The sequence below is a fragment of the Colwellia sp. NW0002-52-1 genome (assembly GCF_057550865.1).
Window position 1 is genome coordinate 325318 of the sequence record NZ_BAAJLU010000002.1, and the last position, 16263, is coordinate 341580.

The window sequence follows — 16263 nt, forward strand, 5'->3', positions numbered from 1 at the left end:
TACGCTTTCCTCAAGCCATTTTATAAACTATTTAATAGCATCAATTCTTTAGGATGAGGTTTCATATAATATGAATCGGTAATGTAGTCGTTTGGAAAACGTCTAAAGTGATGGCGCAATAATGTTATAGGAACAATCAGTGGCAGCAAACCATTACGATATTGATCAATAATATCAACCAACTCAGCTTTGTCATCGGCACTGATAAAGTTTTTCAAATAACCTTGCAAGTGGTGTAACGTATTTACGTGACCTTTTCGAGAAGCTCTTAATTTTAATAACGTCATCATTTTTGTTAAGTATTGCGGCATTACTTCACTAGGCACTTCGCCATGGGCTTGCGCTAACCAATGCCCTAACTCTTTAGCCATAGCTTGGTTATGACTCATAAAAATATACTTATGTTGGGCATGAAAGTCGTTCAGCGCTTTTATTGAAAAACCTTCTGCCGCTAGTTTTTGCCAACGCGCATAAATAAACACTCGCTGAATAAAGTTTTCACGCAATATTGCATCACCCAAACGCCCTTCTTCTTCAACCGGTAAATTTGGATAATTCTCCATGAGCTTTTGAGCGTAAATTCCAACACCAATACGATCAGGCATATCACCTTTGTATAATCTCACTCGTTCCATACCGCAACTAGGCGAGTCTTTTTTCAAGATATAACCACTCAAGTTTTGCTGCCATGTTTTTTGTTCCTCAGCACAATCTTTAAGTCGCTCTGTTACATCTAAATCCGGATTTTTTGAACCTACACAATGCACTTTATCCTCGAGCAGAACTAATCTAATGGTTTCACGAGGAATACCTAAGCCAATATCAACTTCTGGGCAAAAGGGAATAAAATCAAAATACTCACTTAAGGTATTATTTATGTATGAGTTGTTTTTATGGCCCGAGTCAAATCGCACTTTATGACCCAATAAGCAGCTACTAATGCCAATTGATATCTTGTTATCCATACTCGTTTCCTTTTTACTGATTTTATAAATCTTTAGTTAATTTCAGTATAACCAAAAGCCTAATGAAGTTAATCATTTAAATAAGCTCACAATGCATGAAGTTAACTCAGGAATGAAATAACTAACTTATAATTACATGACCATAGACATCAAGAGTAATTGCATTCTGCAAAAGTTAGCTACTTTAAAGAACCTAACTAAGAGTAAGATAATGGATTTACATACATGGGATATAACAAACATTCTGTCGATTTAAGGACTATTTGGCTATCTACCAGTTACTTAAATACCTAGACTTACGTAAAACGGTATCTATTTGTTACGAGTAGAAATTACAGCCCTCAGTCTTTCCAACGCTCTTTTATTTCAAGAATTTGCTCAAGTAGTGGTTCAAAAATCTCCACAAGTTGCGGATCAAAGTGCTTGCCTTTCTCTTTGTTTATCAACTCCATCGCTGCTTCAACTGTCCAAGCATCTTTGTATGGCCTAACACTGGTTAGTGCATCAAAAACATCTGCCAAGGCAACGATACGGCCTTCAATGGGAATATCTTCGCCTTTCAACTGGTTAGGGTAGCCTGTTCCATCCCACTTTTCATGATGTGTTAAAGAAACCAGTTTTGCCAAAGCGATTAACTCTGAGTCTGACTCGCCTAATATTTCAGCCCCTATGACAGGGTGATTTTTCATCACAACAAACTCTTCATTAGTGAGCTTGCCAGGTTTAAGCATAATGCTATCTGGAATACCTATTTTTCCAATATCATGCATCGGCGCGGCATTAAATAAATCATCGGCATCTTCTACTGAGAAGCCGTAGGCCAAAGCAATAATTTTAGAGTAATGGCTCATGCGCATAATATGCATGCCTGTTTCATTATCTTTATATTCAGAAGCTCTTCCCAGGCGTTGGATCACTTGTAATCGAGTACTTCGAAGTTCATCAGCATCAACTAAAGACAAGTGTGTTTTAACTCGAGCTTTAACAACGGCTGGCGAAACAGGTTTTGAGATGTAGTCTACAGCACCAAGAGTTAGGCCCTTGGCTTCATCTTCAGGATCACTTAATGCTGTAATAAAGATGATGGGGATCGATTTAAACTGACTTTTTTGCTTTAGATGTTCACAAACTTCATAACCCGTCATATCAGGCATCATAACGTCTAGTAAAATCAAGTTAGGGGCTTCTTTTTCAATCAAGCGTAAAGCTTCTTGGCCACTTTTAGCAAAAATTAACTTATAGCTGTCATTGAGTATTTGATTAAGTACACGCAAATTGGTTGGTTCATCATCAACAACTAAAATACTTTTATTTGATTTTTGCACTGTGTTTATTCCTTTATTTTTATGACGAACTTGGCTTAAGGGTTTCAATCAAAGATTCAATTTGCTCAAGTGCTTGAGTAAACTCAAAGTTTTCACATGCATCAATAATATTATTAATTTCAATAGTTTTAGAAGACACATGGCTTTGAAGCTTATCCAAAAGCGCGTCATTGAATTCATTATTACTGACATATGGGGTAAGTTGCTGCAAAATCTCAATCAGCTCTTCATTACTATTTTCACTGTTTTCTAGTGGTTGCAAAGCCACCGCTGCTTGCTCAATATCTTTTTTATTAAGGCAATTTACCGCCTGGTGAAGTTCAGCAATAACTTTCGCAATATTTTCAGCAATTAGCTCCACATTGTGATCATTACTTGACTGTTCTAAAGCGCCTAAGCTCAGCATAAATCGATTAAGCGAAAGATTACCTGCACCGCCTTTGAGTTTATGAGATATCATAGATATTTGTTGGAGATTTTGTTGCTCTAGCATATCTTCAAGTTGAACAACGTCTGTTTTAGCATCTTTGAGAAAACGAGATATCTCTGAGTAAAGAGTCGTTCTTGATCCCCAAAGTTCCATACCTTTTTTAACATCGATAACTAACGCCGTGCTCGCTATATCCTGATGACTTTCTTGAGCGACATTGTCTAAATTAAGTGCGCTTAATATCTCATGATTAATTTGTTGCATGTCGATGGGTTTATTAGCAAAACCGTCCATACCGGCTTGTTCTGCCGAGGCTTTATCTTGCGGTAATACACTGGCGGTTAACGCAATAATAGGTAACGTAGTTAAACCATTAAGTGCTTCAAATTGTCGGCGCTGTTTGGCTGCCGTTAGACCATCCATTTTCGGCATTTGAATATCCATCAATACAATATCAAGTTCATTTTCTTGCATCTGCACTAATGCTTGCTCACCGTCGCGGGCTTCTATTACTTCATGTCCATTTCGCTTGAGCATTAACGTTAATAAATCAATATTTTGCTCTATATCATCAACAACAAGGATACGTAGCTTAGGTATCGCGGCCATTTTATGTGAGGTTAAGTTTTCAACCGACTTAATCGCAGGTTTCAATGGCAAGCTGAAGGTAAATTCTGAACCTACACCTTCTACACTCGTCGCGCTTATGCTGCCTTGCATCAACTCTACTAACTGCTTACTAATTGTTGTACCTAAGCCTGTGCCGCCAAAGCGTCGACTCATCGATTCATCAGCTTGAGAGAATGCTTCAAATATCGTAGCAAGTTGTGATGCTGTCATGCCAATGCCAGTATCTTTAATCACAAAAGTTATCATGTGATTTTCCGCCTGAAAAATATCAATACTTACTGTGCCTTGTTCAGTAAATTTGATTGCATTACCAATAATGTTGGTTAGCACTTGTCGGATACGATCAGGCGCACCATTATAGAATTCTTGTACACTCGGGTGAATATTCAAGGTTAACGCTAAACCTTTACTTTGTGCTTGTAACCACAAAGTAGAAACAACAGCATCAACTTCTTCAACAAGTGAAAAATCACGATACTCAAGTTGGGTTTTACCTTTATCAAGTTTCGCACTGTCGAGTATATCATTAAGAATGTGTAACAGTGATTTGGCAGACTGATTAATAGTGCCAAGATGCTTTCTTTGGTATGCACTAAGTTCGTCATCTAATAAGATATCACTAAAGCCAATAACTGCGTTCATGGGGGTTCTAATTTCATGACTCATATTTGCGAGGAAAGCCGCTCTAGTTTCAGCGGCTTTTTCAGCGACTTCTTTTGCTAAAACCAGCTCAGATTCCATCTGCTTTCGCTCACTAATATCCATAATGAAGCCATCAAGATAATATTCATCGCTGTCGTCAATTTTACTTGCACGACCATAAGCGAGTACCCACTTTATTGTGCCATATCGATCGATAAACCTATGTTCATTACAAAAGCCATCTGGGCCGCGTAAATCTGTCGACTCAATTCTATCTAGGTCTTCAGGATGAATAAAATCAGCTAAACTACGCTTTGGCTCAGGCATTAAAAAATCTTCTTTTGGATAACCCAGTATTTTTTCAACTTCATCGTTTAGAAAAATACATGGCCAGCCAGAACGGTCAAAACAACGATAAACAATACCAGGAATATTTTTTAATAGGGCATGAATAAGTGTATCTTTTTTCTGTAATTCTGCGGCCATCTCTCGACGCTCCCGTAGATCAGAAATAAAAATTACAAATAAATGCTGTTCATTTAATTCAACATGCCCAATAGACAAAAGCACCGGCACTTCTTCTTGATTCTTCGCGATGATTTCCAGTTCATGCTCAGAGCCTATAAGTTTTGCATGGCGAGTTTCAATATAGTTGTCGATATATTGATTAAAATTATGCTGGAAAGATTCAGGAGCGATCATACCGATACTGCTATTAAGCAGCTCGCTTTCCTGCCACCCTAAAATTTTTGATACCGCTTTATTTATACTGATGATTTTACCTGATGCATCGATAGTAATGACACCGTCAATAGCGGTATCCATAATTGCGGTTAATCGCTTTTCATTGCGCTCAGCTATCACAGATTTGTCTTTATAACTAAAAAGCACATTAACAGCTAAAACCATACCTATAATAATAACTGTAATTCCAGTTACCCCTAAAGTAAGATAAAGCGAAATAGCGTTGGTTTGGTTAGATATCTCAAGACCTGGTGGCAACACAAAACGCGCTGCAGCCATACCTGTATAATGCATGCCTGAAATAGCAGCGCCCATTACAGAACTCGATATCAACATTTTCATGTTTTTGCTTAAGCTTGTGTCACCAAACTGTTTGAGCCCAAAACTTATCCATAATGACAATATGGCTAACACCACAGCAACCACTATTGAAAGACAAAACATAAAAATGTCGTACCTAAGGAGTACTGACATATCCATGGCTGCCATACCGACATAGTGCATCGTGCCAATACCCGCACCAACGAGCACTCCACCTAATACCAACTGCGACATTTTAATATTTTCACGGGTAATCAAATTCAAGGCGACCCATGAAGCCACAATAGCCGGTAAAACAGAAACAGCCGTTAAGTCAAACTTATAGGTAACTGAAGTGCACAACTCAAGTGCTAGCATGCCAATAAAGTGCATTGACCACACTCCACAGCCTAATACTATACTGCCTACTAATAATGAGACGTGCTTACGAAAAATTGAAGCTGTTGATGCTTGGGAAGCAACCTGAAACCCCATGTATGATGCGAAGATGGCGATCGTTACTGACAGTAATACTAGCCATGGATTATGTGATGAAACCGCCAAAAGGCTAGTCTCTGAATACTGAAACAATTCGAAAATTTGGTTTAGCATAATACTTCGTCACCTAAACAATAAAAAAATTTAGCGCAGCGATAGCTAAACCTTAGTTTATAAGCGCCGACTTATTAAAGTTTACATACGCGAAATAAGTCGGCTGATTCGATGAGATACATCAAGTTACCTATTGATGTAGTCAAGTTTGATTTTAAGTTGCTGTTATTTAATGTCAAGTATGGGTAGGGGTTTACTTAAATTATCATGGCAATTATTGCAAAATTAAGCGAAATATATTGGCTTGTTTAACAACGCTAGAATTAATAAATGTAAGTGTTGCTTTTACTCAAGTGAATCTAAAGCAAGGTGTGAGCAGAAATAACTTGAATAGATAAAGCCCAGATTTTCTGGACTTTATCTAGCTATTTTAGAGAGGTAAATTTAAAACTTATTTTTCAAAGTAAAATTTAGCACGCTTATTATCGTAGTTACCTACTTCATTCATCGTGTCGGCATTATATAAACGGCCGTTGATCATAGTGTAAACAATACGGTCAGATAAACGAATATCAGTGCTTACATCACCATCTACAACTAAAATATCAGCCAGCTTACCTACTTTAAGTGAACCTAATTGGCTATCTAAACCTAAGGTATGTGCCGAAGACATGGTTGCTGTGTGAATAGCTTCTAATGGCGACATGCCACCTTGTGCCATCATCCACATTTCCCAATGCATAGCTAAACCTTCACGTTGGCCATGACCACCAGAATTAACAACTACACCTAAATCTTGTAACTCTTTGGCAACTTTTGCCACGTTAAGGTGGTTGTAATGATGGTGTGGCGCTTTTGTGCGTCGCATTGAACGCGGGTCTAAAAACTCACTCGGTACATATTTGCTCAAACGTGGGTGCTTCCACACATCTGTGGTGTCATACCAAAAATGTTCACCTGAAATACCACCGTAGGCTACGCCCATAGTTGGCGTATAAGCCATTTCAGATTGCGACCATAGCTGCTTAATATCATCGTAAATTTTTGCTGTTGAAATAGAGTGCTCTAACGTTGTATGACCGTCAATAATCATCGACAAGTTATGTTGCAGCAGTGAACCGCCTTCTGGTACCACTAATATTTCTGCCTCACGAGCGGCTTGTATCATTTGTTGACGTTGGTTACGACGTGGTTGGTTGTAGCTTTTAACACTGAACACACCGGCTTTTTTCAAACGTTCAATATGAAATTTCGCATCATCTAAACTATCAACATGTGAAGTATAACCGGCTGCAGTAGCGCCGTATAAAATGCTACCAGTAGAGAATAATCGCGGCCCAACAATATCGCCGGCTTTTTGCATTTCACTAGCGGCAAAAAACTCGGTTGTATCGTTCGACGGATCATGAACCGTTGTTACACCTAAGGCTAAACCCGCATAGTTTTTCCAGTTTTGTTGCGGAATAATTTCGTCGCTACCTTGTGGACCATGTGCATGCGCATCAATTAAACCTGGCATAATCGACTTACCCGCAACATCAATCACTTTGGCATTCGACGGAATATCCACTTCGCCATTTTTACCCACAGCAATGATTTTATTACCTTCAACAACCACAACGCCATTGTCGATAATTTGCTCACCTTCCATTGTGATCACTTTACCGCCAACAAAAGCGACACGACCTGAAGGTTTATCTGCTTTTTCTTTAAAACCTAAATAGGTTTTAACCGGTTCAGCTGTGTTATCAGCGTCAGCAACCTCAGATTCATTAGTGATATCAAACAAACCAGCAACACTGGCTTGATATAAATCTGGCCCTAAGCTCCAATAAATTTCATTAGATGCGCCATTCCAATTTATGCTTTCGCCTGCACGTAATGATAATTGCTCTACGGGTAAGTTTTTTGCTTTTGGACCAATATCGATCACTTGGCCACGCTCAACAAACGGCGTTACAAACACTTTAAAGCGTTCAGCAAAAGCCAAGTATTTACCATCAGGTGATACTTTATACTCAGTCGCAAACTTACCTTGGTAAACCGCTTGCTCTTTCTCTGCGCCAGCTGACGCTTGCAAACTCACTTTTACTAGTTGTGGTGTTTCACCGTTTCGTAAAACATAAATACGATCATTTTTAGCGCCAAAGTGCGGTAATGCGCCTGATTCTGTAATTAATTTAGGTGTACCTTTTTTAACATCTACAGTGTAAATACCAGGGTTTAAACCCCATGTAGGATCAGTAATATACCCGCCAGCAACTTTGCGAAATACTACAGTTTTTCCGTCGGGTGAAAAGCTTGGCTCTACGTACTTACCTGGCTCTTTAGTTAACACACGCCCTTTACCGCCGCGTGAAGAAACCATGCGAATGTCGCCAAGTTCTTTATCATCCCAGGTACTGTAAACAACGGATCTGCCATCACGAGAGAAACTAGGGTTTAATTCGAAATGCGATTTCTGTTTAGTTAAACGCTTAGCTTTTCCTTTGGTTTTACCATCATCAATGCTACGCACATAAATGTGCCCCATTGATTCATAAACGACTTTGCTGCCATCGGGTGATATCTCAACATCACGCAACATTTTTACGTCAAAGTTGTCTTGATCAATATCTTGTTGAAAGCGTAACGCTGTTTGTATTTTTTTCTCGGTTTTAACGTGAAAAGGAATAACGGTAGTTTTCTTGCTTTTAAGATCAAGCTTGTTAATTTCGCCACCTGACCAAAACACCATACCTGAGCTATTTGGCAACCAAGCCATATTTGGATACACGCCATGAATTGCCCATGTTTCTTGCATATCTCGATCTAAATTTTCAAAAATCAAACTTTCTTTGCCACTGGTTAGGTCGTACAAATACAAGTTAGATTGGAAGTCATCTCGGCTAATGTAAGCTAAGTATTTGCCATCTGGAGAAGGAACAGGGCGAATAGCGCCACCTTTACCAGAAACAACGACTTTAATTTCGCCAGATTCAAGATCTAAACGCTTAATCTTATAAATGCCCTTCTCTGAATCTTTACTGTAGTGGAAAGTTTTTCCTGGGGTGGCATCTTGTGAGAAGTACACGTACTTACCGTCATGTGAAAATGCAGGCTCGCCTAAATCTTTTTGTTCATTCGGGCGTTTAGTTAACATAACACCGTTACCACCGGTTTTGTGGTACATCCAAACTTCACCAGCACCAAGCGAGCGAGAACCGGTATAATGTTTACGACCAACAAGATAGTTACCATCAGGTGACCATGCAGGGCTATTTAATAAGCGAAAAGTTTCTGAACTAACTGCTTTGCCCGCGCTACCATCTGCATTCATGACCCATAAGTTATCACCGCCATCTTCGTCAGAAGTAAAGGCAATATGTTTACCATCGGGACTAAAGCGTGGTTGCATTTGCCATGCAATATCGGTCATTAATGCCGTGGCTTCACCACCTTCAATAGGCAAAGTGTAAATATCGCCAAGTAAATCGAATACTATGGTTTTGCCATCAGGGCTTATATCAACATTCATCCATGTACCTTGGCGAACATCAATGTTGGCGGTGGTAAATTCACCTTGTGGATTATTTACCGACCATTTTTCGGTTGTGGCCTTGTCGGCTGTTGCTTGGGTATTATTTTCAGCAAAAGCTTGATGGCTTGCACCTGTTACAAGTGCAATGCTAAGAGCGAGTGACGTTATACGAGTAGTAAATCTAGACATACATTTAACCTGATCAGCTATATCAATTATTGTTATAACCTTACTAGAACACATCATTACAAAAAACTTAAGTCGAATGCGATAAATAGTCATTATTTGCCGTTCAATACCTGTTACAACGTACTAGATAGATTACTCAGACAACTTAGCCGTTATGCAGAAAAAATAGACAATATTTTTATTTTTCAGTATGGTAGCTAAAGGTTCTAATAAAGCACTAGCTCGCGCTTTAAAATAGAACCGTTATATAACATAACAATAAAAACAAGGAATGATTTTTAATGAAAAGACTTGAAGAAGCACAAGCAAGTTTAGTGGCCACTTATGCTCTGTACAATGCAGCTAGTGAGAAAAAATTACCTGCAATTGACCCAGATGATACCGAGACATTAAGCGCTTTATTGGACGTTATCCAAAATCGCGAAGCTATTGCTTACGTGCAAAAAATCAAAAAAAGTATTCCCACTGAAGTTACTGAACTTAAAAGATTACTTGCAGACGTTATGCTGTTACTTGACGGCGTTGATATTAAAATTCTCAAAGCAAAAAGCAAAGTCAGTGTAAACGCGGACTAGCCAACAATTAACTTATTGCTTTACTTAACGCCTTTGTTTAAGCCTTAACTTAAATATAGGCTGTTAGGTGTATCGATATTGTTTAATTACACAATATCGATAACAAGTTCGACTACATAAAGCCAACTTTGCTCGCTTTACTTGTTTACTGTACCAGCTTGATAGCCCCAACGCGGCATAATAGCTTGCTCGATACGTAAATGGTCAAGCATTCTACCGACCATAAAATCAATCAGATCATTTATCGTTTCAGGTTGATGATAAAAACCTGGCGCTGCCGGCATAATGGTTACGCCCATTTGCGATAACGTCAGCATATTTTGTAAATGTATGGTTGAAAAAGGTGTTTCACGCGGCACTAAAATTAATTGCCCGCGCTCTTTAATCACTACATCGGCCGCACGCTCAATCAAGTTATCACTCATCCCTTGGCTAATTGCCGCAAGCGTCCCAGTAGAACATGGGCAAACTACCATAGTTTTTGGCGCTGCTGAGCCTGAAGCAACTGGAGAAAACCACTGTTCTTTGCCAAAAACAATAATTTGCTCGGGTTTAGCTTTAAATCTGTCAATAAAAAATTGGCTAGCGGCGCCGGGCGAACCGGGTATTTTTAAGCCAACTTCAGTATCAAAAACTACTCGCGCAGCACTTGAGCACAAAAGGTACACCTGATAATTTGCCGCGACTAGACATTCTAATAACCTTAATGCATAAGCAGAGCCTGAGGCACCTGTAATAGCTAAGGTTATTTTCTGATTAAACTCAGTACTGTTATTAATTGTTGTTGCTATATTTTGCAAACCTACACCTTAAAGATATCGTTAATTAATGCTAATGGTCTTTATACTTGCTAAATAAATAATGAGTTCATTTACCAATACCAATTCCCTTAGCTATTATAGCTTACTAAGTGCTGATAATAGCTTCTCATGAATACCACCAAAGCCGCCATTACTCATAACAACTAGTGTATCGCCAGCTTTAGTTTGCTTTATAATATTAACAACCATTTGGTCAACATTATCACCAACAAAACAAGGTTGTTTACAGTCAGCAATTAATGCATCAACCGACCACTTTACTTTCTCACCTTGATATACAAAAACGATATCGGCGTCAGCAAGCGAGTTAGCTAAGGTGTCTTTATGCACACCTGATTTCATGGTATTTGATCTTGGCTCTAATATCGCTATTACGCGCTTATTACCAACATTAGCACGCATACCTGCCAAAGTTTTTGCAATAGCGGTGGGATGATGGGCAAAATCATCAAAAACTCTGACCTGATTCACTTCACCTTTTAGCTCTAATCTACGTTTTGTATTAACAAAACTTGCTAAAGCTTCAATAGCAACAGCAGTTGGTACACCAGCATGGCGCGCTGCTGCGATGGCCATTAAGCCATTGTCGATATTAAAGTCGCCGATCAAACCCCATTTTACTTGTCCTTGCTTTACACCTTCAAAACTGACAATAAATTCACTGCCGTCGGCAATACATTTTTCTGCATACCAGCCAGACGATTGATGATCTTGGTCAACACTAAATTCGGTCGGTGTCCAACATCCCATGGCTAAAGTTTCAGTAATCGCGGTTTCACTTTTCGGAGACAATACCAAGCCATTACTCGGCACCATGCGAATTAAATGATGGAATTGTCGTTGAATATCGCTGATATCGTTAAAAATATCAGCATGGTCAAATTCCATATTATTAATCACTAACGTATTCGGACGGTAATGGACAAACTTAGAGCGTTTATCAAAAAATGCCGTATCGTATTCATCAGCTTCAATAACAAAAAACGGGGCATTACCTAAACGAGCCGAACAATCAAAGTTTTGCGGCACACCGCCAATCAAAAAACCTGGTTCCATACCTGCATATTGTAATATCCAGGTTAGCATAGAGCTGGTTGTGGTTTTACCGTGCGTGCCTGAAACTGCCAGTACCCAGCGATCTTTCAATACGTTGTCTAATAGCCATTGCGGGCCTGAGGTATAGGCAATTTTTCTATCGAGTATATATTCTACCATTGGGTTGCCACGTGCCATGGCATTACCAACAATAACTAAATCAGGCTCATCTGCTAAGTGTTCCACTAAGTAGCCTGATTTTAATTCAATACCCAATTGTTCGAGCTGAGTGCTCATTGGCGGATAAACGTTAGCATCGCAACCTGAAACACGAAAACCCATTTGTTTGGCAATAGCGGCAATACCGCCCATAAAAGTACCGCAAATACCTAAGATATGAAGATGCATAAAAGCCCATTCTGTTAGCACTAACACAACTTTTTCTCGTTAGCGCTAAGGTTTAAATTACAATGGGCTCAATATACCTTAATCTAAGAAAAATACATATTGCAAAATCATGGCATTTTGCCCACTATCAAGGGCATTAACACTTATCGCAATATGAATGGCTTAATTGGAAAAGTTAAGTTCATCATTCTCTAAATTAGCGTTACCATTAACGCCATCATTTAAAATAGTAAGGGAGCTCATGAGCCAAGCCACTCTACAAAATATCAATATTTATCCTATAAAATCTAGTGCAGGTATTGAGTTGTCAAATAGCTGGGTTGAAGAGCTTGGTTTAGCTTGTGATCGTCGTTTTGTTATTGCTACCGACAATGGTGCGTTTATCACTGCGCGCACGCACCCTAACTTGTGCTTAATTCAGGCAAACTTAACGGCAAAGGGCATTATTATCACGGCACCAGATATGCCAGCTTTAGTGATTGAATACCAGCAACTTAGCCAAAACTATATTGCGGTAACTGTGTGGCAAGACACCATTAATGCACAACAATGCAATAGCAACATTAATCAGTGGTTTACTCGTTATCTCAAACAACCTTGCCAATTACTGTTTTTTGGCGCTGATTCTCAGCGCTTCGTGAAAAACAAAAATAGCCAAGTTGGATTTGCAGACGGCTACCCTTTACTGCTGCTCTCACAAGCATCGCTGGATAGTTTAAATAACCGGTATAAGCCTGAAACGCATAAAATTTCGATGGCACAATTTCGACCCAATATTGTTGTGAATAACTGTGAAGCTTTTGCTGAAGATACTTGGCAGCATATTCGCATTGGTGAAGTAGAGTTTGAAATAACTAAACCTTGCACTCGCTGTATTTTTACCACAGTGACCCCTGAAACAGGTGAAAAAAGTCCACAGCAAGAGCCTTTAAAAACACTCAAAAAATTTCGCCAATTAGCTAATGGTGATATTTTATTTGGGCAAAATTTAGTGGCACTTAATCAAGGCCAAATTAAACAGGGTGATCAGGTTGAAGTAATAAAACGCCAAACAGCCCCTACTTTTACTCTCAGCAATAAGTCGTCGGTTAACCCCACTTCAAATGACATAAAACCCACACTGGAAAAGGAAACAGTCTTGAGCATAAAAACAAGTAAACCCGTACTAACATTCAGTAGCTTTAATAAAACCATTACTGGAAATAATACCCAAACATTGCTTGAGCAAGGCGAAGATGCAGGCTTAATACTGCCATATTCTTGTCGCGCCGGTATGTGTGGCAGCTGCAAGGTAATGTTAGAGCAAGGTGAAGTAGAGCAAACTTGTCAAGACGGCTTATCTGACCAAGAACAACAACAAGGTTATATCTTAAGTTGTTGCTGTACTCCCCTTACTGATGTGGTGATAAGTCACCCTGCAAGGCAGCGTCGACATATTGCTGATGATTAATAAGGCTAGGTATTATGAAATTAAATTGTGATTTAGGCGAGTTTAAAGAGAATAACGATGCCGATATTATGCCATTAATTGATATGGCCAATATCGCATGTGGATTTCACGGCTCAGACCCCTTAACGATCAAAAAAACCATTAAACTAGCAAAACAATATCAGGTAATTATTGGTGCACACCCAAGTTATCCCGATGTGGAAAATTTTGGCCGTCAGTCAATGCACTTATCTCAACGCGAATTAATCGCCAATGTGCAATATCAAATAGGTGCTTTACAAGCTCTGTGTTCAGCCGAAAATGCTCAACTTTCCTATGTTAAACCGCATGGCGCTTTGTATAACGATATGATGCAAGACATAGCGTTGTTTGAAAATTTGTGTATCGCTATTGCGCAATTAAATAAAAAAACGACTCAAGCACTATCTTTAATGATACAAGCAATTAGCGACATCGATAAATTTGATCAAATTGCCAGCAAACATCATATTTCACTCTATTATGAAGCCTTTGCAGATCGCGCCTATCTCGATAGCGGCTTGTTAGTATCTCGCTCAACAGCAGGAGCGGTATTAAGTAACAATCAAGATGTCGTTAGCCGTTGTAAAAGTTTGCTTAACAATAAGCCTTTACTCAGCGTTAACCAAAAACCCTTACAATTTCATATTGATGCATTATGTGTTCATGGCGATACACCCAATGCCTTGGCGATGATCAAAGCTTTGCGAGCAACTATTGACTCGCAAAAAAATGCACAAATGAATGCGTAACAAGTCATTAGAAGATAGAAAACATAAGTCATAATATAATGAAAAATGCGTCACAAAGTGCTGAAATTTACGATATGCATAAAACCGAAATTACCATTGAAGTAGTCGCGGAAAATGCGTTATTACTTAGCTGGCAAGCAAAAATATCACTGTCACAACATAATGAAATTATCGCCTTTCAAACAATTATTACCCAGCAATTAAATGCGCTGATTGTAGAGTCGGTAGCCAGTTATCATTGCTTAATGGTTTATTTCAACTTGCAATTAACCACCAGTGCTCAGCTTATTGATAAAATTAGTGCTCTAGCCAAACATCAGCAAAATAACTTACACAACCAAGTAAAGAGTCGTGATTATAAACCAGTAACTAAAGAACTAAGTCAACAAAATGATGACTGTATCAATATCCCTGTTTACTATGATACTGAACAACAATGGGATCTAGCGGATGTTGCACAGCGCTGTAACATGTCGGTGGACGAGGTTATTAAACAGCACAGTGCTCAAACTTATCATGGCTACGCCTTAGGCTTTACACCGGGCTTTTGTTATCTCGCCAGCTTACCGACAGCGCTTCATTTACCAAGAAAGTCTTCGCCACGTTTAAAAGTGCCTCAAGGTGCGGTTGCCATTGCTGAACAGCAAAGTGCCATTTACCCGATTGAAAGTCCAGGTGGTTGGCATGTTATTGGCCTAACGCCACTGCCTATGTTTACAAGCAAAAATGGTGAGTTTAATGCCGCTATAAACGTTGGACAAAATGTAAAATTTTATGCCATCACAAAAGCTGAATTTATTACGCTAAAACAAGGTATAAATTCATGAGCCAACATCATCTGGAAATTATCAGTATCAATGGCCAGGCAAGTATTCAAGATCTTGGTCGCCTGAATGCCCAACATTTAGGTTTTAGTGCCAGTGGCGCCGCCGATGAATTTGCTTTTCTTAGTGCCAACAAATTGATTAGCGAGCAATTAACGGCTAATGATATTTCGCTTGAACAAGGTCATCAACAAAGTCGCTGTGCGGCAATCGAAATTACCCTAGGTCAAATAAATTTTGAAGCCAAATCTGCCTGTACAATTGCGATAACAGGTGCTGATTGCCAAGCTAAAATAAACCATGTTGCAATTAAACCTTGGCAAAGTTTTCATCTACAGGCTGGCGATATACTTGACTTGGCAATGCCAAAAGCGGGTTTGCATAGTTACCTTGCTGTATTCGAAGGTTTTACTTGTGAACAAACACAACAACCTTGGCTAGGCAGTTATGCACAAACAATAAATGAAATGGCCTTAGGCTTTATGGGAGAAAAATTAACTGTTGGCAGCAAATTATTTTTTACACCACAAGCTAAAACATTAACTGAGCTTTCTGAGAAAAAAGCAGACAAACTATTAGCTTCAAATACGCCAACTGCCCTACCTGAACAATTTTATCCCCAAAAAGAACTCACCATTCGTATGATACCCAGCAGTTTATTCCTAAAAATGGGCCATAAACAGCAACAAAAATTTTTGAACACAAAATATAGTGTTTTACCTGATAGTAATCGCATGGGGTATCGTCTGAGCGTTACCCATTTACAAAAGCCAGCAGCTACCGAGTCACTACTTTCAAGACAATTGCGTAGCCATTGTTTGCTATCAATGCCCGTTACTTATGGTATGGTGCAATTTCCTGAAAACGAACAACCCATCATATTAATGAAAGAGCGGCAAACCATGGGCGGTTATCCAGTTTTAGGCACTATCATTCAAACAGACTTATTTCGCTTAAGCCAAATGAGGCCTGGCGAAAAAATTAACTTTAAATTAATTCCTTCAAACCAAGCTCAGCAACAGTTAACTGCATTTTACCAAAGGTTCAGCTTATAATTTATGTAGCGTATCTAAATACACGCGT

At 39.1% G+C, this 16263-nt stretch carries 11 protein-coding genes; 5 read left to right on the forward strand and 6 right to left on the reverse strand.

The features are described from left to right. Positions 1-20: 20 nt before the first annotated feature. The 4 genes from AC27H3_RS04185 to AC27H3_RS04200 all read right to left on the reverse strand — a co-directional run bounded on the left by AC27H3_RS04185 (position 21) and on the right by AC27H3_RS04200 (position 9297). Positions 21-965, reverse strand: a complete 945-nt coding sequence (locus AC27H3_RS04185; RefSeq protein WP_487103956.1) for a YbgA family protein — start codon at positions 963-965, stop codon at positions 21-23. Positions 966-1306: 341 nt separating this feature from the next. Further along, a complete protein-coding gene (locus tag AC27H3_RS04190; protein ID WP_487103992.1) occupies positions 1307-2299 on the reverse strand; it encodes a response regulator in 993 nt (330 codons plus the stop codon). Positions 2300-2309: 10 nt separating this feature from the next. Then, positions 2310-5648 (reverse strand): MHYT domain-containing protein, encoded by a 3339-nt coding sequence (locus AC27H3_RS04195; RefSeq protein ID WP_487103958.1) that lies wholly within the window; start codon positions 5646-5648, stop codon positions 2310-2312. A 391-nt stretch (positions 5649-6039) separates the two neighbouring features. Then, positions 6040-9297 (reverse strand): amidohydrolase family protein, encoded by a 3258-nt coding sequence (locus AC27H3_RS04200; protein ID WP_487103960.1) that lies wholly within the window; start codon positions 9295-9297, stop codon positions 6040-6042. A gap of 281 nt (positions 9298-9578) precedes the next feature. Between AC27H3_RS04200 and AC27H3_RS04205 the strand changes: the two genes are divergently transcribed. After that, a complete protein-coding gene (locus tag AC27H3_RS04205; protein ID WP_487103962.1) occupies positions 9579-9872 on the forward strand; it encodes a hypothetical protein in 294 nt (97 codons plus the stop codon). Positions 9873-10009: 137 nt separating this feature from the next. Here the strand turns inward: AC27H3_RS04205 and AC27H3_RS04210 are convergent, their stop codons facing one another. Further along, positions 10010-10672 carry a flavin prenyltransferase UbiX gene (locus tag AC27H3_RS04210; RefSeq protein WP_487103963.1) on the reverse strand — a complete coding sequence of 221 codons (663 nt, stop codon included), beginning with the start codon at positions 10670-10672 and terminating at the stop codon, positions 10010-10012. A gap of 96 nt (positions 10673-10768) precedes the next feature. Further along, on the reverse strand, positions 10769-12136 hold the full coding sequence (mpl, locus tag AC27H3_RS04215; RefSeq protein ID WP_487103965.1) for a UDP-N-acetylmuramate:L-alanyl-gamma-D-glutamyl-meso-diaminopimelate ligase: 1368 nt from the start codon (positions 12134-12136) through the stop codon (positions 10769-10771). A 241-nt stretch (positions 12137-12377) separates the two neighbouring features. Between mpl and AC27H3_RS04220 the strand changes: the two genes are divergently transcribed. From AC27H3_RS04220 to AC27H3_RS04235, 4 genes are read left to right on the forward strand one after another with little or no spacing between them, the layout of a single operon-like run. Next, positions 12378-13586, forward strand: a complete 1209-nt coding sequence (locus tag AC27H3_RS04220) for a YcbX family protein (RefSeq protein WP_487103967.1) — start codon at positions 12378-12380, stop codon at positions 13584-13586. Between the two features lie 14 nt (positions 13587-13600). Next, positions 13601-14356: a 5-oxoprolinase subunit PxpA gene (locus AC27H3_RS04225; RefSeq protein WP_487103969.1), complete on the forward strand. Its 756-nt coding sequence runs from the start codon at positions 13601-13603 to the stop codon at positions 14354-14356. Positions 14357-14394: 38 nt separating this feature from the next. Continuing rightward, positions 14395-15183 carry a 5-oxoprolinase subunit PxpB gene (gene pxpB / locus AC27H3_RS04230; RefSeq protein ID WP_487103971.1) on the forward strand — a complete coding sequence of 263 codons (789 nt, stop codon included), beginning with the start codon at positions 14395-14397 and terminating at the stop codon, positions 15181-15183. Next, positions 15180-16235, forward strand: coding sequence for a 5-oxoprolinase subunit C family protein (locus AC27H3_RS04235; protein WP_487103973.1), 1056 nt, complete (start codon positions 15180-15182; stop codon positions 16233-16235). Before pxpB ends, AC27H3_RS04235 begins: the two co-directional genes overlap by 4 nt. Positions 16236-16263 lie beyond the last annotated feature (28 nt).